The following is a 22,357-nucleotide window of genomic DNA, read 5'->3' on the forward strand; positions in this document are numbered from 1 at the left end:
GAGTTAAGACTCCTTTGCGATTGATTTTTCTATTTCTTCCAAAAGAGCAGCGACGAGCTGATCTTCCGGTGCCGTACGAAGGACCTTGCCATGGGCAAAGACGATACCGCTCCCCTTTCCGCCGGCAATGCCGAAATCGGCTTCTTTCGCCTCTCCCGGGCCGTTTACGACGCAGCCCATGACGGCGACCTTAATGGGAACGGTCAAGTGAGAAATGGCCGCCTCGACTTCTTTGGCAAGCTCGATGAGCTGTACCTGCGTGCGGCCGCAGGTCGGACAGGAAATGAGGGTCGGTCCGAAACGACGCAGCCCGAGGGAGCTTAAAATGGTCTGAGCGACCTTGATTTCTTCCGCCGGATCCTCCGTAAGGGATACGCGAATCGTATCCCCGATACCTTGATATAATAAAGTCCCGATACCGATGGCGGACTTGATGCTTCCATCCCGGACGAGGCCGGCTTCAGTGACGCCTAAATGAAAGGCATAGGGCACTTTATCGGCCAGTTCCTGATACGATTCAATCATGAGCGGCACGTCGGAAGCCTTGAGGGAAATGACCATATTTCGGTAATCGAGGCGCTCTAAAATACGAATATGGCGCAAGGCTCCCTCTACCATGGCCGCTGCCGTCGGATGGCCGCCATGGGCCTCCAGGATATCGGCCGGAAGGGATCCCGTATTGATGCCGATGCGGATGGGAATTCCCTTGGGTCTTACTTTTTCGACGACGCGGACGACGTTGTCATCGGCACCGATATTGCCGGGATTGATGCGCAGGGCCTGGACACCGCTGTCAACGGCAGCCAAGGCCAATCGATAATCAAAGTGGATGTCGGCTACGATAGGAATATCGACGGCCTCTACGACGGCTGACAGCCCTTTGGCCGCTTCCATATCGGGGACGGCAAAGCGCAGGATTTCAGCACCATAAGAGGCCAGCCTTCTGGCATCGGCAATGGCTTCTTCCCTATGAGCCGGGCTTACCGTCGACATGGTCTGAATCGAGATAGGCGCACTGCCGCCAATGGTAACGTTTCCGGCCTTTACCGGAATCGATTGTCTGCGTTTCATCGATGACCTCCCTTTCTAAAAACGGCTGATATCCTGGAACATGGCAAAGAGGAACAGCGATCCTAAGAGTACCATCCCGACAACCTGAATGTAGTACAGGGCTTTCCCTGGCATGCGCCGGCGCATAATCCCTTCGAGAATCAACAAGATGATATAGCCGCCGTCGAGGAGCGGTACGGGCAGAAGATTTAAAATCCCCAGGTTGATGCTGAGGAAGGCCGTAAACATGAGCAGGTTAGAAAATCCCGAGGCCGCGACTTGTCCTGCAAGCTGGGCAACGCCGATGGGACCTGCCACTTCCGCCTTTTCCTGACCGGTTATCATCTGATAAATTCCAACCAGCATGAGCCGGCAGATTTCTCCCGTCCGCTTGACCGCCATGATGCCCGAATCAAGGAATCCGTGGCGTTCTTCCGTGGTCATAGGCATGACGCCGAGCATGACTTTTTGAGACGCGCTGTCGACTTCCGGTATCATTTCGACATCCTGACGCTTCCCATCCCGCTCGATTTGAACGGTGACGACGGCGTGACTGTAAGGTGCTACGGCTTCCGAAATATCGCTCCATTGGGAAATGTCTTTATTGCCGATGCGAACGATGCGGTCCCCTTCCGTAAGGCCGGACTGTTCAGCCGGCGAACCGGAGATCGTCGAGCCGACGACGGCTTCCGGCGACACGGTCACCGTACCGATGGCAAAGAACAAGCCCCAAAAAAGGACGATGGCCAGCACAAAATTCATGATTCCGCCGGCGGCGATGACCACCAGCCGAGCCGGAACGGATTTATTCAAGAAGGATTTTTCATTGAGCGGCTCTTCTTCAGACATGCCGGCAATGCGGTTAAACCCGCCGAGGGGAATGGCCCGCAGAGAGTATTCCGTATCGCCGCGGCGTGTACTGTATATTTTAGGTCCGAAGCCGATAGCGAATTCATCGACTTGCATGCCGGCCCATTTTGCCGTGGCAAAATGGCCTAATTCATGGATGAAGACGATGATGCTGAACACAAAAATGGTCGCTAAAATAGTAATACCCACAGAATTCACCTTTCTATAATAAAGAAGCAGCACAGCGGCGAGCCCAGGTATCTGCCTGGCGGATCGTCTCGAGGCTTACCTCGCCCTTGACATCGTGCCGCTCCATAACCGTATGGACAATTTCAAAGATACGCGTAAAAGAAATTTCCTTACGCAAAAAAGCATAAACTGCCACTTCATTGGCCCCGTTCAAAACGCAGGGCATCGTCCCCCCTATCCGGCCGGCTTCATAAGCCAGGCCGATGGAGGGGAATTTTTCATCGTCAGGCGGGAAAAATTCCAAACTGCCCAAGGTCTTCCAATCGATAGCTTTGGCCCCTCGGACAGAAAGTCTGTCCGGATAGGTAAAGGCATACTGAATCGGCAGACGCATATCGGGCATACCAAGCTGTGCCAGTACCGAGCCGTCGATGAACTCAATCATAGAGTGGACGATACTCTGCGGCTGGATGACGACTTCAATCCTATCAAAGTCCATACCAAACAACCAGTGAGCTTCGATGACTTCAAGGCCCTTATTGAACATCGTCGCCGAATCGATGGTAATCTTGCCGCCCATATTCCACGTCGGGTGCTTTAAACACTGTTCGACAGTAATGGACGGAAAGTCTGCCAAAGGACGGTGAAAATGGGGGCCGCCTGACGCCGTAATCAAAAGTTTTTCGACTTCGTCGGCCTTGCGGCCGTCGAGACATTGGAATATGGCGCCGTGTTCACTGTCGACGGGGAGGATGCGGACACCCTTACGGGCCGCTTCCTTCATGACCAGTTCGCCGGCAGCCACGAGCGTTTCTTTGTTGGCCAGGGCAATATCCATTCCCCGGTCAATGGCCCGCAAAGTCGGTTCAATACCGGCAGCTCCCACGAGGGACGTGAGGACGATGTCTGCCTGACATTCATCGATGAGCTTCAGCAAGCCCTGGCTTCCGGAAAAGACGCGGCACGACGGGCCGACAGCATCTCTCACCTTTTCGGCGGCCCCTTCCTCGACCATACAAGCCAAGTTGAGGTGATGGCGTCTTATCTGAGCGGCCACGTCCTTAAAGTGTCCGTAAGCCGCCACGCCGACCAGTTTAAATACCTCCGGATGTGCTTCGATAACGTCGACAGCCTGGGTCCCGATGGAACCGGTACTGCCGAGAATCAAGATTTTTTTCATATCGTCCCTTCTTTTAAATGACCAGCATTAAATAGACATACATGGCAGGCGCCGCAAAGAGGAGACTGTCGAAACGGTCCAAGACGCCGCCGTGACCGGGAATGATATTGCCCGAATCCTTGACACCCGAAACCCGCTTTAAAATGGATTCTGCCAAATCGCCGAGAGGTGCCATGATGCCGATGATGACGCCCAGGGCTAAGGCGTGGAGAATGGAAAACTGAAAAATCAGTGAAAAAATGACTGCCACGACCAAGGTCCCGATAAAGCCACCGATGGCCCCTTCCCGAGTCTTACCGGGACTGATAGACGGGCACAACTTTACCTTGCCCATCATCTTGCCGACGGCAAAGGCCGCCGTATCGCTGGCCCAGGTCGAGAAGATCAACAGAAAGACGAAGAATCGTGCCGGTTCTACCATGACCGTACTGAAACTGTCACTCATAAAGGAGACGGCGGAACCGCTGCGCAGGGCCAGGAGGGCCAAAAAGCCGCTGCCGATGTACAAGAGACCGTACAAGGCATACGCACTGTCGACGGGCTTTACCTTATCGTGGAAAAAGACCGTCCGCAGCATGAGCCAGACCAAGAGGACCAGCCCCAAGAGAAACATCAGTTTCGTACTGCCAAACCAGTAAGCTCCCAGCATAGCTAAAAGCCATACGGCTCCGCCGGTATCGGCCGTAACGACCTGAAGCTTGCGAACCATGTTGCCGTATTCATACCAAGCGACAACAGCCAAGAGAGCCATCATCAGGAAGAACAGCCAATTGCCTTCATAGACCACAAAGATGGTAAAGGCACCACCGACGATGCCCGTTAAAATTCGTTTTGCCAACATATATAACTACCCTTCCTGCCTTATTTTAAACCGCCAAAGCGACGTTCTCGGCCTTGAAAGGATGAGATAGCTTCGACAAGCGTTTCTTTCGTAAAATCAGGCCAGCAAAGAGGCGTAAACCAAAATTCGGCATAAGCCATCTGCCAAAGGAGAAAGTTGCTGACCCTTTTGTCATCGCCGGGACGAATAAGCAAATCAACGTCATTGTCCGGTGCCGTATAAAGATAGCTCGACAACCGGTCTTCATCAATATCGCCGACGTCACAGCGACCGGCCTTGACATCGTCAGCCAGGCGGCGGACAGCCTGAACCATTTCCAAACGACCGCCGTAATTGACGGCGACATTCAGGATAAGGCCCGTATTGACCGCCATATCGGCTTCCGCCTGAGCGAAGGCCTCCTGCAGTTCCGGATGAAGACGTGACTTGTCGCCGATGATGTGCAGCTGTACGTTATGTTCCTTAAGCTGGAGTAAATTATGGCTGAGATAATTTTTCATCAACTTCATAATATACGAAACTTCCTCTTCCGGCCGCTTCCAGTTTTCCGTCGAAAAGGCATAGACCGTCAGGACTTTAATACCCAGTTCATCTGCAGCGATGACGATCCGCTTCAGCGTATCGGCACCGGCACGATGGCCGTAACTGCGCGGCATCCCCTTGCGTTTGGCCCAGCGGCCGTTGCCGTCCATGATGATGGCTACGTGACGAGGAATGTTATTCATATCAAGGCCATGATTCCCTGCCGTTTCAGCAGGTTCTGTTTTATTGCCAAAAAAGTTAATCATCTTGCATGTCTCCCTTGGACAGTGCGTCGGCCACGGATTCGCTCATCTCGAGGCTGTCATTGACCAAAAGCGATATGACACCGTCATCACCGGCTTTAGCACGGATGACGTAGGTCTGCTCCGGGTCGCAGCGGAAAAAGCGGGACCGCGACACCGTCCGTTCTACGACGTAAGGAATATTTTTCTCCTGTAATACAGATTTGGCATACCGTAACGGCATGCCAATAAAAATCCGTATATCCATCATACAGCCATGACTTCTTTTTCTTTTTTTGCCTTGATTTCGTCGATGGCCTTGATTTTTTTATCGGTCAGTTTCTGGATATTGTCCTGACCTTCCTTGCTGTCATCTTCCGAGATTTCCTTTTTCTTTTCCATCTTCTTGATGAGTTCGTTGGCGTCACGGCGGATATTGCGGACGACAACTTTCGAGTCTTCGGCGACCTTGCTGACTTTCTTGCTCAATTCCTTACGGCGTTCTTCCGTCAATTGAGGAATTTCCAAGCGAATCATTTTCCCGTCATTATTGGGATTGAGGCCTAAATCGGACTTTAAGATAGCTTTTTCGATTTCACCGAGCATCTTTACTTCCCAAGGAACGATGGTCAGCATCCGCGGCTCCGGAGCCGATACGTTAGCCACCTGGTTCACCGGCGTCGGCGTCCCGTAGTAATCGACCATGACCCGGTCTAAGAGGGACGTGCTGGCACGGCCCGTACGGATGGAGGTCAGTTCCCGTTTCAACGCTTCAATCGTCTTGTCCATCTTGGCTTCGTGCTGAGCGAGCAGTTCTTTTACTTCCACATCAATCACTTCCTTATTTTATTTTTATAAGTATATCATACAGCGTTTAGTCTTCTTTGTCGACCAAAGTACCTAAATCTTTTCCGCTGGCAGCGGCGACAATATTCCCGGGCTTGTCGATATTAAAGACGACGATAGGAATATTATTGTTGCGGCACAAAGTCGTTGCCGTCGCATCCATAACCTTGAGATCCTTATTAATGACGTCAAGATAGGTCAAACGCTTGTACATCTTGGCATCGGGATTGAGCTTGGGATCACTGTCATAGACGCCGTCTACGCCGTTTTTAGCCATGAGGATGGCATCGGCTTCGATTTCAGCAGCACGCAGGGCTGCCGTCGTATCCGTCGAAAAATAAGGATTGCCCGTACCGGCACCAAAGATGACGACCCGGCCTTTTTCCATATGGCGGATCGCTCTGCGGCGGATATAGGGTTCTGCAACCTGCTGCATATTAATCGCCGTTTGAACGCGGGTAGCGACACCGTTCTTTTCCATGGCATCCTGGAGTGCCAACGAGTTCATCACCGTGGCCAGCATGCCCATGTAGTCAGCCGATACCCGATCCATGCCTTTGGCAGAACCGGACAGGCCGCGCCAGATATTGCCGCCGCCGACGACGATGGCGACTTGAATATTGAGCTTATTGACTTCGACGATCTGTTTGGCAATCGTTTCTACCGTTTCCGGGTCGATGCCGTAGCCTTGTTTGCCGGCCAATGCTTCGCCGCTCAGTTTCAATACGATACGATTATATTTTTTCGGTTCCATAAAAGAAGGGCCTCCTCTGTATGTTGGCAAATGTTCAATTAGAAAATAAGAGAACACGGGTTGGGTGTTCTCTTATGAAATCTTATTTAGCTTGTGCCATTACTTCAGAAACGAAATCATCATTCCGTTTTTCAAGGCCTTCACCTAATTCGTAACGGGTGTAGCGGCGGATATCGATTTTTTCGCCGATCTTAGCAACGGCTTCGGTAACGACCTGCTGGACCGTCTTGTCAGAATCTTTGATGAATTCCTGATCGAGGAGGCAATTTTCTTTGTAGAATTTTTCGATACGGCCGACGATCATCTTTTCGACAATCTTTTCCGGTTTGCCTTCATTCAGAGCCTGCTGGCGAAGGACGTCTTTTTCATGTTCCAAAACGTCAGCCGGAACTTCTTCACGTTTGAGGTATGCCGGTTTTGCAGCAGCGATCTGCATGGCAATATCTTTGCAGAGTGCTTTGAAATTGTCGGTCTGAGCGACGAAGTCCGTTTCACAGTTGACTTCGACGAGAACACCGATGCGGCCGTTGCCATGGATGTAAGAATAAACCAAACCTTCAGCAGCGATGCGGTCTGCTTTTTTAGCAGCTGCAGCTAAGCCGTGTTCGCGAAGCAAGTCGACGGCTTTGTCCATATCGCCGTTGCTTTCGGTCAGTGCTTTTTTGCAGTCCATCATGCCTGCCCCTGTTTTTTCTCTCAATTCTTTTACCATTGCTGCTGTAATAGCCATGAGTATTCCTCCTAAAAGTAAGTTTAATATACCGTTTGAATAAAGGTAAGAAGCGAAGGCTCCTTACCTTTATGTATAACCATTTAATTCTCAGAGAATAAGTTGTCTTATTCTGCAGCTGCTTCTTCCGTCGTTTCTTCAGCTGCACCGGCTTCAGTCTGGTTGCCCTGGTTGCCTTCGAGGACAGCGTCAGCAATTTTGCCGGTCAAGAGTTTTACGGCGCGGATAGCGTCATCGTTGGCCGGAATCGGGTAGTCGATAACGTCAGGATCGCAGTTGGTGTCAACCGTAGCGATGATAGGGATGTTGAGTTTGCGAGCTTCTGCAACGGCGATTTCTTCTTTTTTCGGGTCGATGATGAACAAAGCATCGGGGAGCTTCTTCATATCTTTAATACCGCCGAGGTATTTCTGAAGTTTTTCCATTTCATGTTTGAGGAGCGTAACTTCTTTCTTCGGCAATACTTCGAAAGTGCCGTCTTCAGCCTGTTTTTCCAACGTTTTCAAGCGTTTTACGCGTTTTTCAATCGTCTGGAAGTTGGTGAGCATACCGCCGAGCCAACGTTCGTTGACGAAGTACTGGTTGCAGCGTTCTGCTTCGCTCTTAATCGATTCCTGAGCCTGTTTTTTCGTGCCTACGAATACGATTTTGCCGCCTTCAGCTGCCAAATCGCGGACAAAATTGTAAGCTTCGTCCATTTTCTTAACGGTTTTCTGCAAGTCGATGATGTAGATACCGTTACGTTCGGTGAAGATGAAACGAGCCATCTTCGGGTTCCAACGGCGGGTCTGGTGACCAAAATGAACGCCGGCTTCCAATAATTGTTTCATAGATACTACTGCCATAATGTGTGATTCCTCCTGTTTTTTCCTCCGCCCGGTCATCGCCCATCTTCACCCGTATTCCTAAGAAACGGGCACAGTGCTGGACTCGCCAAGCGTGTGTATTTTGAATCTTGGTATTCAAACCTTGAATATTATATCACATCTCCCCATGGAGGGCAAGAGGTGAAATACCGCTTCCCTGCCTGCAAGATGCGCAAAAAGAGACCTGCCGCAGCAGGCCCCTTTCCTGGCACATATTATTGTAAAATATAGACCGGTACCATGCGGCGGCCAAAGGCCATGCAAACATCGTAGTCTTCCATGCAGAGATCGATGCGGTTGCCGAGGATGGCACCGCCTGTATCTTCGGCACGGGCTACGCCGTAACCGGGAATGTATACCGTCGAGCCTAAGGGTATGACGTTGGGGTCTACGGCAACGACGCCATAGCGGGCACGGGTCCCCATGCGGGTAATCCCCAATCCGTCTCCATCGGTAGGCAAATAAGCCGTCGCTTCCATGGCGATGACTTTTTGGTAATGCGAAATGGAACCGGTGTTGATTTCAACCGTTGCCTTGGTGCCCACTTTGCGGACCATAGGCTGCATTTCTGAAATGAGCTCTGTTGAAATCGTCTCTTTATCGGCAACCTGACCGTCGACGCTGACGATGTTCAACTTCACTCGCTTGCGGCCGTTTTGCCCTTGCTGGACAACTTGTTCTTCCCCCTGCCCTAAGTTTTCATCGGGAATACTTTCTACAGCATAGGGTACGACGTCATCTTCCGTAATCGTCTTGCGCGAGACATTGCCGATGACGATTTTTTGTCCGGCCTGGAGGGGCTTTTGAATGTCGCCGTAAGGGCGGTATTTTTCTTTTGAATAACCGTACTGCTCGGCTACTTCCTGGGTATTGCGCTTAGCCGTATACACAGTCTGCGATTGGCCCCTGTAGACAAGAGTCACGGGAATGGCCCGGCGTACTTTGACGTAAGTGCCGTCGTCGAGTTCCGCCGTCGACAGGGTGACTTCGTCATGATTCCCCATCTCGATATTATACTCACGCAGCAAGGCATCTGCATTGACGGCATGGGTATACACCTGGCGGGTCGTCCCGTCGGCCACAAGGGTTACCGACTTTCCTTTATCGATGAAGCCGGTCAGCGAGACGAGGACCAATAAGGCAATCATGGTCGCATACATCTGCGTAATCGGTCCTCTTCGCTTAAAGCTCAGTATACTGAATTTTTTCCACTCCATGCCATGCCTCCTAAAACGTTTCTTACCATTTTAGCAAAGGCCGCAGGCATTGTCAATTTAGTTGTCGCCCTGTTCCATCGGATCCGTCGGACGCGGGCGAAGGACGATATTGCGCAGCTTCCGCACTTCACGTTTGCGGTGGGCCGGAAGTTTTTCCGCTTCACGCTGGCAGGTATCCTGGGCATTAACCGCTTTTCCTGTTCGTTCGTCAGCCAGATAACGGTACGAACCGTCTTGATTCATGGCGTAGGCTTTGACGTTGTCGTCGAAATACAGTTTCAGGATATGTTTAATCTGTTCTTTATGAGGTGCAAACTCAACAGGCGTCATCAATTCGACGCGTTCATTCAGGTTTCGCGGCATCCAGTCAGCCGAGGAAATGAAGACGTCTTCACTGCCGCCGTTATAGAAGTAGAATAAGCGGCTGTGTTCCAGGAAGCGGCCGACGATACTGTGGACTTCAATGTTGTCACTGATGCCGGGAAGGCCCGGACGAAGGACGCAGATACCGCGGACGATGAGGTGGATCTTGACACCGGCTGCCGAGGCTTCATAGAGTTTAGCAATGACTTCTTTATCGAGGAGCGAGTTCATCTTAGCGACGATGAGCGCTTTTTTCCCGGCTTTGGCCCAGGCAATTTCCTGGTCGATTTCCTGATAAATGGTTTCCCGCAGGTTCAACGGTGCCACAGCCAGTTTATTCCATTCCGGAGGATCGGAATAGCCTGACAAGAGGTTAAAGAAGGCCGACGCGTCGACTCCGATGAGGGTATTAGACGTCAAGATACCGACGTCAGTATAGATGCGGGCCGTCTTGCCGTTATAGTTGCCCGTTGCCAGGTGGACGTAGCGGCGGATACCGTCCTCTTCCCGGCGGACGACGAGGGTGATCTTCGAGTGTGTCTTGAGACCCATAATACCGTAAATGACGTGGCAGCCGGCTTTTTCCAGCTTCCGGGCCATGAGAATGTTGTTTTCTTCGTCAAAGCGAGCCTTGACTTCCATCAGGACCGTGACCTGCTTGCCGTTTTCGGCCGCCTGAGCCAGGGCTGCGATGATCGGCGACTGACTGCTGACGCGGTACAGGGTCTGTTTAATGGCCAAAACGTCGGGATCGATAGCTGCCTGATGGATGAAATATTCTACCGTTTCAAAGGTTTCATACGGATGGTGCACCATGATATCCCGTTCGGCGATAGCCGACCAGATATCGGTACTGCCCATGGCTGCCAGTTCCGACGACGGCTGTGGTTTTACCGGCGGATAGCGCAGTCCGTCGAAACCTTCGATGCCGACGAAGGAGAAGAATACCTTGCAGTCAAGGGGCCCGGGGATATAATAGATATCCCGTTCTTCCAGCTGCAATTCGTCGCGCAGGAATTCGCGGATCATGCGGCTCGAGGAAGCTGCCAGCTCGAGGCGAACAGCTGCCCCCTTACGCCGTTTTTTCAAACTCTTTTCTACTTCGACCAACAGATCTTCTACGTCGTCGTCGATAGCCAGGTCAGCATCACGGGTAATCCGGAAGGGAGCCACTTCTAAGATCTCACAACCGAGGAAGAACCGATCGGCATAGGCCGCGATGATGTCTTCCAAAAAGAGGAACTGATGGCCTTCGGCCTGCTCTCCCACAGGCGACACGCTCTGGGGAACTTCGATGATGCGGTTGATGACCGACGACGGCACCGGCAGGATGGCCGTCTTGACCGACGGATCCCCGTGCTTGCGGCGAAGGAGGACGGCCAAGTCCAGATTCAGGCTGGACAAGAACGGGAAAGGATGGCTGGAGTCGACGGCCATGGGCGTAACGACGGGATAGATTTCGCGGCCGAAGAACTCGTCGAGCCACATATGCTGGTCTTCGTTGAGGTCGTCGACACCGATAAAGTGAATGCCGTGATCCTGTAATTTCTGCTGAATACCATCGTAATAGCGGTACTGGTCGGCGACGAGTTCGTGGACCATGGACTGGATGGCATCGAACTGTTCCGCCGGGGTCATGCCGGCAATATCGATATGTCTGACACCACTTTCGACGAGGTGTTTGACACCGGCGACGCGAATCATGAAGAATTCATCCAAGTTCGAAGAAGCAATGGCGATGAAATTCAGCTGTTCCAGCAAAGGGTTTGACGGCACGATAGCTTCGCGCAAAACCCGTTTGTTGAATTTGATCCACGTACATTCGCGATTTAAATAATATTGAGCATCTGTAAAATCTGGCATAATTATCTTATCCTTTCACTAATTTCGTCGAAATGCCAAAGACTTCGGAAAAGTTGACAGCCATCTTCATATAGGTCCAGCGTTCCAAAGAAATATCGGAATCGGCCGTATAATAGACGATCAATTCATCTTCACCGAGTTCGGCCCGAAGATCACTGATTTTGCCTAAATGGCTCTTATCCAAAGAGTCAGCCAGTCGGAAAATAGCCGTTAATTTTGCGGTAATGACTTTCTGACGGGGTGTCAACTCGTGATAGACGGCCGATGACTCCTGCAAAGTCCCATCGAAGGCGTAATACAAGACGGCGGCCAGGATCTGTTTTTCATCGTCGGCCAAGCCGAAGATATCCGTCTCTCCGATGAGGTTATACGTACAGAGATTGTGTTTGCGGATATTGATAAATTTACCCGTTTCATGAAAAATCGCAGCCATCTGCAACAAGTATTTCGTTTCGTAACGAAGACCGATGAATTTGTACAGGGCCTCAAAGAGAACGTTGCAGTAGCCTTCGATTCGTGTCGAATGGATGGAATCGTACAAGTATTTATTCGCCATGCGGCGCATCATATCGAGGCGCAGGGCCTGTAGTTTTTCTATGTAAGGATGCTTCGTTTTTTGAGCCACATAGTACATCGTATAGCCTTCGGTAAAGGTCGTCGGCATGACGACCAGCATGTCGATGTCCACCAGCCGAAGGAGTTCATAGTACAAGAGAATCGTCGGCATGATGACGTTGGCCAGGTTCTGCGACAAGCCGAAACGCTTCATGAGTTTAAAAGGGGTAACGCCTTTTAAAGAATAGATGAATTGGCGCAGTTCCTGCGCCGTAATCAGGAACAAGCCGTCGTCACTGGCCTTACCCATGATCCGTGCGATAAGGCTGCCGCCGCGGCCGGAGAGGACGATATACTTGATATCGTACTGCTGGACTCCCTTCCACAAGGGGTACAAGGTACCGTAAATATATTCGCGGACCGCCGTCGGGAAGGTCAGCTCGTTGCGCTGCTTTTCGGTAAAGTTTTCCAAGATGCGCAGAGAACCGATGTTGATATTCTGCTGGAACAAGAGGTGGTCTTTCTTCCAGCCCGTCAGGCCAACGCCGCCGGATGTAATGTCGAGCAGCATAACAGCCTTGTCGGCAAAGTTGAATTTCCCTTTCAGCACATTATAATAAAGACCAAAGAACTTGTAGAAAATCTCCTTGGTCATGTGGGTTACTTCAACGTGGAACCCTGTGCGGATACGAATCTGGTCGAGGACATTAATCAAATTATCGGCCTCGCTGATAGCCGTCGTCGATAAAACGCGAACGTCCTTTACATCATAGTCGCGAAGCAGCTGTCGGAATCCCAGTAAGACCTGGCAAATTTCATTCAGTGATTGAAAGCTGACGTGGCGGCTCTGAAATACCATTTCGCCATATTTTACTTCTTGAGCTACGTTTTCGATGATCTCCATATCGTCGAGCGATGAATAAGAGATGATTTTCATCGTCATATTGACCGTACCGAGATGGATGATACCCAAAACATTCCGGGTCTTTTTTTCCATTATTCTCCCCACTTTTCTAAACAATATCCTCGCAGTTACGCGGAGGCTACTTCTATTATACATGAAAGTTAGTTTGGTTATGTATATTTTTTGTAAAAAATCATCGTTTTTCTTTACATTTATCTTTCATTGTTTCCTGTATAAGGACATAAAAAAACGCCTGCTTTTCCGCCGAAAGGAAGTGATTCGATTCGCTGTCAATGCGTATTTATCCCAGTTTTTTCTCAAATTGGCCAATGGATAAACGCCTTGTTATAACCAGGGTGCCATAAAACAAAAAAAGCAGATATCCGCATAATGCGGACAAAAAAGTTAGTGTGAAGGAAATTTTCTTTTTTTTACTAATTTATTTGTAGTATAATAGAACGGATAACCGATTCCGGTAAACATATAGAGAAATGAGGTATATCATGGAAAAATTAGCCATTATCGACTTGGGCTCCAACTCCATACGTTTCGTCGTCATGCAAATCACAGACAACCAGTCCTATTCCCTGCTGTATCAAGAAAAAGAAGCCATCCGCTTAGGACACGGTCTGAACCAAACCGGCGCACTCAGTGAAGAAGGGATTCAGCGGGCTTTGACTTGTCTCCATGTCTATAAACATATTATGACCGTTCTCGGCATCAAGGAATGTCGAGCCGTCGCCACGGCGGCCGTCCGCAATGCCAGCAACGGCGAAGAATTTCTAAAGCGCGTCAATGACGAAACGGGCATCACCATGAACATCATCACCGGTGAGCGCGAAGCCTACCTCGGCTATTTAGGCGTCATCAATACCATTGCCATGAAGGACTTTCTCCTCTTCGACTTAGGCGGTGCCAGCGTCGAAATGACCTTAGTCCAGGACGGCGAAAACATTCATTCCATCTCCCTCCCCATCGGGGCCGTTACCTTGACGGAAAAATTCAATACCCAGGGCAACCCCGACGAGGAAGCGATTGCGGCCTGCTTGAAATATATCCGCAAAAAGATGAATGAAGTCGAATGGCTCCCCCATATCAACCTGCCCATTATCGGAATCGGCGGCACGGCACGTAACATTGCCAAAATGGACCAGCGGGCTACGAATTATGAGTTATCGAAACTCCACAATTACATTATGCCCTTAGAACACTTTGAAAACATCTTTGAAACCCTCTCGACCCATTCCAGTGCCAACCGTAAGAAGATTCCCGGTCTTTCCAGCGACCGCTCAGATCTCATCGTCGCCGGCGCTGCCGTCATCAAAGCCATCTTCGATGTAACCGGCAGTTCGGAAATGGTCGTCAGCGGCTGCGGTCTCCGCGAAGGCTTATTCTTTGAATACTATGCGTCGTACTGCAACCTGCCGTCACCCCGTTTCGACGACATCCTCGACTTCAGCGTCAAGAATTTTATCGGCACCCTTAACGGCTTTATTTTAAACAAGGGACACTATGAGCAGGTCACGCGCATTGCCACCCAGCTTTTCGACGAGCTCCAGCCCCTCCATGGCTACGGCGAACGCGAACGGCTGCTGCTGCAGACAGCGGCCCGGCTCCACGACGTCGGCAAAATTGTTAACTTTTACGACCATGCCCGCCATTCGGCCTTCATGATTTCCCAAGCCCCGCTTTACGGCCTCACGCAAATCGAACAGATCCTGACCGGTTTCATCGCCGGCTTCCACCACGGCATCAGCCGCAAAATTCTCCGGGCGTACCGCTATGACCACATGGCCTCGGCCGAAGACTGGGTCATGATCCGCAAGCTGTCGACCATTTTAGCCTTGGCCGAAGCCTCGGACCTCACGTACGAACAAATCGTCACCGATGTCGACGTCACCATGGCCGAAAACGTCGCCGTCGTCATCTTGTCCACCAAGCCCGACTCGACATATAACGCCGCCGATTACGAAATGAAGCAACTGAACAAGCAATTTAAAAAAGAATTTGGCGCCTCCCTGTTATTGGTCTGGCGATAAGAACTTATACATGCCAAAGGGGCTGTCTGTGAACTTCATTCACGGACAGCCCCTTTTATAATGGGTGATTTTATGTAATTAGCGAATCGATACGTCTTCACCGGCCAGGATGCGTTTCATGGTACGAGCCGGGCACATCTTGCCGCACATCGTGCAGGTCCCTTCGCATTCGGGCTTGCTCGATTCATAATACCGGCGGGATTTTTCCGGATCGATAGACAGGGCAATCATGGTGTCAAAGTCGACTTCGACGCGGGCCTTGCTCATAGCGTCGTCCCATTCCTGGGCGCCGGGAATACCTTTGACGAGGTCGGCGGCGTGAGCTGCAATGCGGGCAGCGATGATACCTTCCTTAACGTCTTCAACGGTCGGCAGGCGCAGGTGTTCTGCCGGCGTAACGTAGCACAGGAAGTCGGCACCGCTCGATGCCGCAATGGCACCGCCGATGGCACTGGTAATATGGTCATAGCCCGGAGCGATATCGGTAACCAAAGGCCCGAGGACGTAGAACGGAGCCCCGTGGCAGAGTCGTTTTTCAAGCTTCATGTTGGCAGCGATTTCGTTGAGCACCATATGGCCCGGGCCTTCGATCATGACCTGGACATTGTGGTCCCAAGCCCGTTTCGTCAGTTCGCCGAGGGTAATGAGTTCTTCGATCTGAGCGGCATCGGTCGCATCATGGGTACAGCCGGGACGGCAGGCATCGCCGAGGCTCAAGGTGACGTCATATTTTTCACAGATGTCGAGGAGGCGATCGTAATATTCATAGAAAGGATTTTCCTGGTCGTTCATTTCCATCCAGGCAAAGAGGAGCGAGCCGCCGCGGGAGACGATGTTAGTCAGGCGCGGATTGTCTTTGATGCGCTGCGCCGTCTTGCGGTTCATGCCGCAGTGGATGGTCATGAAGTCGACGCCGTCTTCGGCGTGCTGTTCGACAACAGAAAAGAATTCGTCGACGCTGATGTCTTTCAGGTCTTTATCGAGCATGCCGACAGCATCATACATGGGAACGGTCCCGATCATAGCCGTCGACATTTTGACTAATTTGCGGCGGAAGTCCCGGGTCTTGCCGAAGTTCGACAAGTCCATGATGGCTTCGGCCTTCATATCGATGGCGTTCTGCACCTTCTGCAGTTCTTCTTCGTGGTTGTTGTGTTCCGGCGAAACGCCTAAATTGACGTTGATCTTGGTGCGGCAGTCTTGTCCGACGGCTTCAGCCGACAGGCTTTCATGCATCTTATTGGCCGGAATGGCGACCTTGCCGCTGGCGACGAGGGCCATCAGTTTTTCAATAGCCATCTTTTCCTTTTCAGCGACGACCTTCATCTGCGGCGTGACGATTCCCTTGCGGGCCGCATCCATTTGTGTTGTGTAATCCATTATAAAATCCTCCTATATAGAAAATGACGATTGCCACAAAAAAAGCCCACCGTGCGGCCCCGCAGGTGAGCTTTATAATCCCGTAAAGCTTCCCTCCGGCGGCATTATCCGCATCAGGTAAAGGGTCAAGTGTAATCCAGCACTTTTCTCAGCCCGAAGGCTCCCCTAGCTTCTTTTATGTATCTCCAAATATTATAGTATGCCCAGCCAAAAAATGCAATACTTCTGTAACATTCTAAGTAGACAAATGTCCTGATTTTCTTTTTGGGAGTGGATATGTTCTGTCAGATATGATATAATCGATACAATCATTACAAAGGAGGTTATTTACATGAAAAAAATGTCTTTAAAAGGCCTCGTCGTGGCCGCTATGCTCGCATCCTCTCTCTTTGTTACTGCCCCTCAGGCTTTCGCTGAAGGCCCCCAGCCGTCCGTCGTCACCGTCACCGGCTATGCCCAGCAGGAAGTCGCTCCTGACACGGCATATATTACCATCGGTACATCCAGCACCGATGCCGACGCCCAGCAGGCTCGGACCAAGAACAATCAAGTCATGAACAACGTCACCAACGCCATCAAAGCGATGGGCATCCCGGCAGACAACCTGAAGACCACTGGCTTCTACATGTCGCCCAACTATGATGTAAAAGGCTCTAAGGTCACCTCCTACACGGTAACCAACAGCCTGACCGTCAAAGTCAGCGATCTCAGCCTGATTTCGCAGGTCATCAGCAAAGCCGGCAGCCTCGGGGCCAACCAGATCGATAACATTCGTTTCACCAACGAACATTCCGATCAGATTAAAGACAACCTCATTAAAGAAGCTGTCCACAACGGCCAGCGTGCCGCTCAGGCAGCCGCTTCCGCCTCCGGCACCCAGCTCGGCGCCGTAAAGGAAATCAACATTTCCGGAAACAGCCCGTCCTACAGCCGCGCTTACAGCAACGTAAGAATGTTGTCCGCTAAGATGGAAGATGCTGAATCTACACCTGTCGAAGCCGGTACCAACACCCTGAGCCAGACAGTCAACATCACCTATTATCTGAAATAAAACGCATCCCTTGTGGGAACGAAATAAAAAGGAGCCTTCGGGCTTCTTTTTTATTTCCTTAAAATATGCTATGATATTAGTGTTCAAAAAATAATTGAATAGTTCTGAATCATGGAGGCCAGACAAGATGAAAGAATACACCCCTTTTAAATCCGGTAAAGTACGTGAAGTCTATGACGCAGGTGACAGCATTATCATGGTTGCAACGGACCGCATTTCCGCTTTCGACCATATCCTGAAAAACAAGATCACCAAAAAGGGCGCCATCCTGACGCAGATGTCCAAATTTTGGTTCGATATGACGTCCGACATCATCCCGAACCACATGATCTCTGTCGACAATGCTGACATGCCGGAATTCTTCCAGCAGGAACAGTTCGTCGGCAACAGCATGAAATGCCAGAAACTGACGATGATTCCCATGGAATGCATCGTCCGCGGTTATATCACCGGCAGCGGCTGGGAAAGCTACCAGCAGAACGGTACGGTTTGCGGCATTAAATTACCGGCAGGCCTCACAGAATCAGAAAAACTCCCGGAACCGATTTTCACGCCGAGCACCAAGGCTGAACTCGGTGACCACGATGAAAACGTCTCCCTCGAAGTAGGCGCCGCTTACATCGACAAAGTCTTCCCGGGAAAGGGCATGGAATACGCTGAAAAGATTCGCGACTACACCATTGCTCTCTATAAAAAATGTGCCGAATACGCCCTCTCCAAAGGCATCATCATTGCCGACACGAAATTCGAATTCGGCCTCGATGAAAACGGCACCATCGTCTTAGGCGACGAAATGCTTACGCCGGACAGCTCCCGCTTCTGGCCCCTCGAAGGCTATAAAGCCGGGCAAAGCCAGCCGTCGTATGACAAACAGTTCGTCCGTGACTGGCTCAAGGCCAACCCGGACAGCGACTACCTCCTGCCTCAGGACGTCATCGACAAGACGATTGAAAAATACGAAGAAGCCTATGAAATGCTGACAGGCAAAAAAATCTAATCCCATCCAGGCATCAAAAAAGGACTGCACCCATCGGGTGACAGTCCTTTTTGATTGTCTACCAAACTTTTACCTGAATCCATTGATCGTTGTAATACTTATCTTCCCGTTCCCCTAAGTAGCGGTACGTTTCCTGACCGGCATAGGCTTCTTTCGGCGGGAAGACGACGGGATTATCCTTATAATCTTCATCTTCTTCCATCTCCGGAACGGCGATATTCGGCGTCGAATAGGTCAGGTATTCAAAGTTCTTCAAGGCGATGTCGGGACGGCTCATAAAGTCGATGAATTTATGGGCATTTTCGACGTGGGCCGCATTTTTAGGAATGACCCAGGAATCGATCCAAAGGTTAGTTCCTTCCTTAGGAATGACGTATTCCAAATTCCGATTGGCCAAGATCATCCGCAGGGCTTCGCCGGAAAAGACGACACCCATGGCCGCTTCACCGGAGACGAGTTTATCTTTCACATCGTCGATGCCGTAAGCCTGAACCAACGGCTTCTGCGCAATGAGCAGGTCTCTGGCCTGTGCAATTTGGGCCGGATCCGTCGTATTGAGGGAATAGCCGAGGAGTTTCAAGGCGACCATGAAGGAATCGCGGGGCGAATCCTGCATGATGATTTCGTTCTTATACTTTTCATTCCACAAAATGGACCAGCTGTCGACAGGGTCATCGACCATGGTCTTATTATAGACGATGCCGACAGTGCCCCAACAGTACGGAACGGAATAGCGGTTGCCCGGATCAAAAAACTCCGACTGCTGCCAGAACTGCTGGCCCACATACTGCCGCGCATTGGGCAGCTGCGAATAGTCGAGAGGCTGCAGCAACCCGTTGTGAATCATCTTTTGAATCATATAGTCCGACGGGCAAATGACGTCATAGCGTTCGGCCCCAGCGGCTACCAGGGGATACATGCTTTCGTTGGTATCGAATTCATCCATGACGACACGGATGCCCGTTTCTTCTTCAAACTGTGTAATCGTATCGGGGTCGACATAGTCCCCCCAGTTATAGACGTAGACGACGTTATCTCCGTCTTCCTCCCCTTCCAGGAACCCGCAGCCTGATAAGGCCAAGACACAAAAGAGTCCCATGAGGAGCAGTCGAATATATTTCATGACAGGCCTCCCTTTTATAAATCTCGTCCCAAGGCCAATCGCTTGCGGTTCATCGTGAGCAAGACGGCAAAGACCAAGACAAAGACGAACACCAGTGTCGACAGGGCATACATTTCCGGATGGATGCCGAGTTTCAATTCTGCGTAAATTTCAGTCGGCAAGGTATCGATGCCGGCGCCCTTCGTAAAATGGGTGATGATGAAATCATCGGCAGACATGGTAAAGGCCAGCATGAATCCGGCTAAGAGACTGGGCCGCAGCTCCGGCAGGACGACGCGGCGAAAGGCAACAAAAGGCGTGGCCCCGAGATCTCGTGCCGCATCGTAGCAGCTGCGGTCGAGGGACAGGAACTGAGGCATGATGCACAAGATGACATAAGGCAGGTTAAAGACGACGTGAGCCATAAGGATGGAACCATAGCCAAGGCGCAGTCCCATGCCGAGAAAGAGCAGCATCAGCGAAATCCCGGTAACGATATCGGCATTTAAGAGGGGCAGACTGGCTACCCCGAGGAGGACCGAGCGCTGCTTGCGGCCCATACCGCGCAGAGCCATGCAGGTAATGAGGCCCAGGATGGTCGCAAGGGCAGCCGACGTCAGACCGATGGTAATCGTATTCTGCAAGGCTTCGAGGATTCCCTCATTTTCAAAGAGTTCGCCGTACCACTGCAGGGTAAACCCCGTCCAATGACCGCGATAGCGGCTGGCGTTGAAGGACTGGGCAATGAGGACGCCGATGGGCGCATAGAGAAAGAGAACGACTAAGGCCACATAGCCTTTTTTCCATTTTTCCATCATTTCTTCACCTGCCCTTCACTGCGGTCAAAGTAAGCCGTCATCACCATATTGACGATGATGAACAGCATCAGCACCAGGGATAAGCCGCTCCCTAAGTGCCAATCGTAAGCCATGGTAAATTCCTGTTCGACAATGTTGCCGATGAGGAGGACCTTATTGCCCCCTAAAAGGCCGCTGATGAAGAACGTCGTCAGCGAGGGAATAAAGACCATGGTAATGCCGCTGATGGCACCGGGCAGGGACAAGGGCAGGATGACCTTGGTAAAGGTCTGCCAGGAACTGGCCCCGAGGTCGCGGGCAGCGGCAATGACGTTGCGGTTGATTTTGCTCAAAGATACGTAGAGGGGCAAAATCATATAAGGTAAAAAGTTATAGATCATGCCGATGACAATGGCTGCCGGCGTGTTGATGAGCATGACGTCCGGCAGGGACAAAAGGCGCAAGAACTGATTGAGGATGCCGTTCTTTTCAAGAATCGTCTGCCAAGCCATGGTCGTCAGCATGGAGTTCATCCACATAGGAAGGACGAATAACAAGAATAATAGGGTGCTCTTGCTCCGCTTCTCTTCAGTCAAAATGAGGCACAACGGATAGGCCACGAGAAGACAGACAACCGTACTGACTAAGGCCAAGAGCAAGGACAGTTCCAGGGATTTCAAATATTCCCAGTGAGCAATGAGGCTGATATTCGCTAACGTGAAAGTCCCGCTGCTGTCGGTCAGGCCGTACCAGGCGATGGCCACGAGGGGACAGAAAATAAACAGGATTGCCCAAATGAGGAAGGGCAACGTAAACAGATTGCGGATCGCTGCCGAGTTAATCATTTTCCATCGCCCTTTCGTCTTCGGATTCCGGTTTATTCATGATTTGGATATTAAAAGGATCGACTTCCAAGCTTACTTCGTCGCCCGGTTCATAATTCTTCGTCGACTTGACCAGCCATTCGATATTCCGGGCCTGAATAGTAATGTTATAGTTCATGCCTTCAAAGATGACCTTGGTGACGACGCCGTTGAAGCCGCCTTCACGGGCCGGCCGCACTTCCATGTCTTCCGGACGAATCTGAACGTCGACGGGACGATTCGTACCGAAGCCGACGTCAACGCATTCAAAATCATAGTCGGCGATACGGACCAATTTATCGTGGACCATGAGGCCGTCGACGATGTTACTGTCACCGATAAAGTCAGCGACAAAGGCATTTTCCGGTTCATTGTAGATGCTTTCCGGCGTGCCGATCTGCTGGATATAGCCTTGGTTCATGACGACGACGATGTCGGACATGCTGAGTGCTTCTTCCTGATCGTGGGTAACGAAGACGAAGGTAATGCCCAACTCTTCTTTAATCTTGATGAGCTCGAGCTGCATACTGCGGCGCAGCTTCCGGTCCAAGGCACTGAGCGGTTCATCAAGAAGCAATACCCGAGGCTCATTGACGATGGCCCGAGCAATGGCTACGCGCTGCTGCTGGCCGCCGGAGAGGTCGACGATGTTGGCGTGTTCATAGCCGTCGAGGTTAACCAGTTTCAAGGCATAGCGGATCTTATCGCGGATGTAGTCGCGGGGCTTGCCGTGAATCTTGGGCCCGAAAGCGATGTTCTCGGCGACATCCATATGCGAAAAAAGGGAATAATTCTGGAACACCGTATTGACCTGACGCCGATTGGGCGGCAGCTGGGTAATATCCTTCCCATCAAAGAGGATTCGCCCTTTATCGGGTGTTTCAAAACCGGCAAGGAGCCGCAAAGTCGTCGTCTTGCCGCAGCCGCTCGGTCCTAAAAGGGTGACAAATGAATTTTCTGAAATGGTAAGATTCAACTCGTCTAATACCAGATGACCCTCATAGGATTTGGATACATTGTCCAAATAAATCAATTCTTTTGCCATTCTCACTTCTCCTTTTTATCCAACAGGACTCTAAAAAAAGGGATTTCGCACAAGCTGTCCCTTATGCGAGGTCCCTTCTTTCTATGATGGAATGTGGTTCCTGCCCCGTATG

General features: G+C 51.0%; 21 protein-coding genes and 1 riboswitch. Of the genes, 3 read left to right on the plus strand and 18 right to left on the minus strand.

Features of this window, described 5'->3' with window-relative positions; all coding sequences use genetic code 11:
• Positions 1 to 3: 3 nt before the first annotated feature.
• From ispG to A0U42_RS07845, 13 genes are all read right to left on the minus strand, one after another.
• Complete coding sequence (ispG, locus tag A0U42_RS07785) at positions 4 to 1,071, minus strand: flavodoxin-dependent (E)-4-hydroxy-3-methylbut-2-enyl-diphosphate synthase (protein WP_065360526.1); 1,068 nt, start codon at positions 1,069 to 1,071, stop codon at positions 4 to 6.
• Between the two features lie 15 nt (positions 1,072 to 1,086).
• Positions 1,087 to 2,109, minus strand: coding sequence for an RIP metalloprotease RseP (rseP, locus tag A0U42_RS07790; RefSeq protein WP_044504089.1), 1,023 nt, complete (start codon positions 2,107 to 2,109; stop codon positions 1,087 to 1,089).
• Positions 2,110 to 2,122: 13 nt separating this feature from the next.
• Entirely contained in the window at positions 2,123 to 3,268 is a 1,146-nt protein-coding gene (locus A0U42_RS07795; protein WP_065360527.1) for a 1-deoxy-D-xylulose-5-phosphate reductoisomerase, read from the minus strand.
• Between the two features lie 13 nt (positions 3,269 to 3,281).
• Positions 3,282 to 4,109: a phosphatidate cytidylyltransferase gene (locus A0U42_RS07800; RefSeq protein WP_065360528.1), complete on the minus strand. Its 828-nt coding sequence runs from the start codon at positions 4,107 to 4,109 to the stop codon at positions 3,282 to 3,284.
• A gap of 20 nt (positions 4,110 to 4,129) precedes the next feature.
• A complete protein-coding gene (locus A0U42_RS07805) occupies positions 4,130 to 4,897 on the minus strand; it encodes an isoprenyl transferase (protein WP_044504092.1) in 768 nt (255 codons plus the stop codon).
• On the minus strand, positions 4,890 to 5,144 hold the full coding sequence (locus tag A0U42_RS07810) for a hypothetical protein (RefSeq protein ID WP_083122463.1): 255 nt from the start codon (positions 5,142 to 5,144) through the stop codon (positions 4,890 to 4,892). The genes A0U42_RS07805 and A0U42_RS07810 overlap by 8 nt, the downstream gene beginning before the upstream one ends.
• Entirely contained in the window at positions 5,141 to 5,701 is a 561-nt protein-coding gene (gene frr, locus A0U42_RS07815; protein WP_065360529.1) for a ribosome recycling factor, read from the minus strand. Before frr ends, A0U42_RS07810 begins: the two co-directional genes overlap by 4 nt.
• A gap of 46 nt (positions 5,702 to 5,747) precedes the next feature.
• Positions 5,748 to 6,473, minus strand: coding sequence for a UMP kinase (gene pyrH, locus A0U42_RS07820; protein WP_044504093.1), 726 nt, complete (start codon positions 6,471 to 6,473; stop codon positions 5,748 to 5,750).
• An 82-nt stretch (positions 6,474 to 6,555) separates the two neighbouring features.
• Positions 6,556 to 7,203, minus strand: a complete 648-nt coding sequence (tsf, locus tag A0U42_RS07825) for a translation elongation factor Ts (protein ID WP_065360530.1) — start codon at positions 7,201 to 7,203, stop codon at positions 6,556 to 6,558.
• Positions 7,204 to 7,310: 107 nt separating this feature from the next.
• Positions 7,311 to 8,048, minus strand: coding sequence for a 30S ribosomal protein S2 (gene rpsB / locus A0U42_RS07830; RefSeq protein WP_044504095.1), 738 nt, complete (start codon positions 8,046 to 8,048; stop codon positions 7,311 to 7,313).
• Positions 8,049 to 8,284: 236 nt separating this feature from the next.
• Positions 8,285 to 9,286: a G5 domain-containing protein gene (locus A0U42_RS07835; protein ID WP_065360531.1), complete on the minus strand. Its 1,002-nt coding sequence runs from the start codon at positions 9,284 to 9,286 to the stop codon at positions 8,285 to 8,287.
• A gap of 57 nt (positions 9,287 to 9,343) precedes the next feature.
• The gene (gene ppk1 / locus A0U42_RS07840) at positions 9,344 to 11,512 is read right to left on the minus strand and encodes a polyphosphate kinase 1 (protein WP_065360532.1); all 2,169 of its coding nucleotides are present in this window, start codon (positions 11,510 to 11,512) and stop codon (positions 9,344 to 9,346) included.
• A 7-nt stretch (positions 11,513 to 11,519) separates the two neighbouring features.
• Positions 11,520 to 13,064 carry a Ppx/GppA phosphatase family protein gene (locus A0U42_RS07845; RefSeq protein WP_044504098.1) on the minus strand — a complete coding sequence of 515 codons (1,545 nt, stop codon included), beginning with the start codon at positions 13,062 to 13,064 and terminating at the stop codon, positions 11,520 to 11,522.
• Positions 13,065 to 13,474: 410 nt separating this feature from the next.
• On the opposite strand from A0U42_RS07845, the gene ppx reads away from it, so the two are divergent.
• Positions 13,475 to 15,010, plus strand: coding sequence for an exopolyphosphatase (ppx, locus tag A0U42_RS07850; RefSeq protein WP_065360533.1), 1,536 nt, complete (start codon positions 13,475 to 13,477; stop codon positions 15,008 to 15,010).
• A 78-nt stretch (positions 15,011 to 15,088) separates the two neighbouring features.
• Here ppx and thiC read toward each other — a convergent pair whose 3' ends face one another.
• Complete coding sequence (gene thiC, locus A0U42_RS07855; protein WP_044504100.1) at positions 15,089 to 16,390, minus strand: phosphomethylpyrimidine synthase ThiC; 1,302 nt, start codon at positions 16,388 to 16,390, stop codon at positions 15,089 to 15,091.
• Between the two features lie 73 nt (positions 16,391 to 16,463).
• Positions 16,464 to 16,567, minus strand: a riboswitch (TPP riboswitch).
• 154 nt (positions 16,568 to 16,721) lie between these two features.
• Between thiC and A0U42_RS07860 the strand changes: the two genes are divergently transcribed.
• Both A0U42_RS07860 and A0U42_RS07865 read left to right on the plus strand, forming a co-directional pair.
• The gene (locus A0U42_RS07860; RefSeq protein ID WP_065360534.1) at positions 16,722 to 17,441 is read left to right on the plus strand and encodes an SIMPL domain-containing protein; all 720 of its coding nucleotides are present in this window, start codon (positions 16,722 to 16,724) and stop codon (positions 17,439 to 17,441) included.
• Positions 17,442 to 17,568: 127 nt separating this feature from the next.
• A complete protein-coding gene (locus tag A0U42_RS07865) occupies positions 17,569 to 18,438 on the plus strand; it encodes a phosphoribosylaminoimidazolesuccinocarboxamide synthase (RefSeq protein WP_065360535.1) in 870 nt (289 codons plus the stop codon).
• 58 nt (positions 18,439 to 18,496) lie between these two features.
• On the opposite strand, the gene A0U42_RS07870 is transcribed toward A0U42_RS07865, so the two are convergent.
• Genes A0U42_RS07870 through A0U42_RS07885 form a run of 4 tightly spaced genes read right to left on the minus strand, consistent with a single transcriptional unit; the run spans position 18,497 to position 22,245 of the window.
• A complete protein-coding gene (locus tag A0U42_RS07870; protein WP_065360536.1) occupies positions 18,497 to 19,561 on the minus strand; it encodes an ABC transporter substrate-binding protein in 1,065 nt (354 codons plus the stop codon).
• Positions 19,562 to 19,575: 14 nt separating this feature from the next.
• Positions 19,576 to 20,358: an ABC transporter permease gene (locus tag A0U42_RS07875; RefSeq protein WP_225069670.1), complete on the minus strand. Its 783-nt coding sequence runs from the start codon at positions 20,356 to 20,358 to the stop codon at positions 19,576 to 19,578.
• The gene (locus tag A0U42_RS07880; protein ID WP_065360537.1) at positions 20,355 to 21,182 is read right to left on the minus strand and encodes an ABC transporter permease; all 828 of its coding nucleotides are present in this window, start codon (positions 21,180 to 21,182) and stop codon (positions 20,355 to 20,357) included. Before A0U42_RS07880 ends, A0U42_RS07875 begins: the two co-directional genes overlap by 4 nt.
• Entirely contained in the window at positions 21,175 to 22,245 is a 1,071-nt protein-coding gene (locus A0U42_RS07885) for an ABC transporter ATP-binding protein (protein WP_044504106.1), read from the minus strand. Before A0U42_RS07885 ends, A0U42_RS07880 begins: the two co-directional genes overlap by 8 nt.
• Positions 22,246 to 22,357: the final 112 nt, after the last annotated feature.

Origin of the sequence: Megasphaera sp. DISK 18 (genome assembly GCF_001682955.1) — a bacterium.
Classification (GTDB): domain Bacteria; phylum Bacillota; class Negativicutes; order Veillonellales; family Megasphaeraceae; genus Megasphaera; species Megasphaera massiliensis.

Coding starts and splice junctions, on each gene's coding strand:
- A0U42_RS07810 (WP_083122463.1), bottom strand. CDS start 5,144: ATGATGGATATACGGATTTTTATTGGCATGCCGTTACGGTATGCCAAA.
- A0U42_RS07795 (WP_065360527.1), bottom strand. CDS start 3,268: ATGAAAAAAATCTTGATTCTCGGCAGTACCGGTTCCATCGGGACCCAG.
- pyrH (WP_044504093.1), bottom strand. CDS start 6,473: ATGGAACCGAAAAAATATAATCGTATCGTATTGAAACTGAGCGGCGAA.
- ppx (WP_065360533.1), top strand. CDS start 13,475: ATGGAAAAATTAGCCATTATCGACTTGGGCTCCAACTCCATACGTTTC.
- A0U42_RS07805 (WP_044504092.1), bottom strand. CDS start 4,897: ATGATTAACTTTTTTGGCAATAAAACAGAACCTGCTGAAACGGCAGGG.
- A0U42_RS07845 (WP_044504098.1), bottom strand. CDS start 13,064: ATGGAAAAAAAGACCCGGAATGTTTTGGGTATCATCCATCTCGGTACG.
- A0U42_RS07880 (WP_065360537.1), bottom strand. CDS start 21,182: ATGATTAACTCGGCAGCGATCCGCAATCTGTTTACGTTGCCCTTCCTC.
- A0U42_RS07885 (WP_044504106.1), bottom strand. CDS start 22,245: ATGGCAAAAGAATTGATTTATTTGGACAATGTATCCAAATCCTATGAG.
- A0U42_RS07865 (WP_065360535.1), top strand. CDS start 17,569: ATGAAAGAATACACCCCTTTTAAATCCGGTAAAGTACGTGAAGTCTAT.
- thiC (WP_044504100.1), bottom strand. CDS start 16,390: ATGGATTACACAACACAAATGGATGCGGCCCGCAAGGGAATCGTCACG.
- A0U42_RS07800 (WP_065360528.1), bottom strand. CDS start 4,109: ATGTTGGCAAAACGAATTTTAACGGGCATCGTCGGTGGTGCCTTTACC.
- ppk1 (WP_065360532.1), bottom strand. CDS start 11,512: ATGCCAGATTTTACAGATGCTCAATATTATTTAAATCGCGAATGTACG.
- A0U42_RS07835 (WP_065360531.1), bottom strand. CDS start 9,286: ATGGAGTGGAAAAAATTCAGTATACTGAGCTTTAAGCGAAGAGGACCG.
- A0U42_RS07860 (WP_065360534.1), top strand. CDS start 16,722: ATGAAAAAAATGTCTTTAAAAGGCCTCGTCGTGGCCGCTATGCTCGCA.
- tsf (WP_065360530.1), bottom strand. CDS start 7,203: ATGGCTATTACAGCAGCAATGGTAAAAGAATTGAGAGAAAAAACAGGG.
- A0U42_RS07875 (WP_225069670.1), bottom strand. CDS start 20,358: ATGATGGAAAAATGGAAAAAAGGCTATGTGGCCTTAGTCGTTCTCTTT.
- A0U42_RS07870 (WP_065360536.1), bottom strand. CDS start 19,561: ATGAAATATATTCGACTGCTCCTCATGGGACTCTTTTGTGTCTTGGCC.
- ispG (WP_065360526.1), bottom strand. CDS start 1,071: ATGAAACGCAGACAATCGATTCCGGTAAAGGCCGGAAACGTTACCATT.
- rpsB (WP_044504095.1), bottom strand. CDS start 8,048: ATGGCAGTAGTATCTATGAAACAATTATTGGAAGCCGGCGTTCATTTT.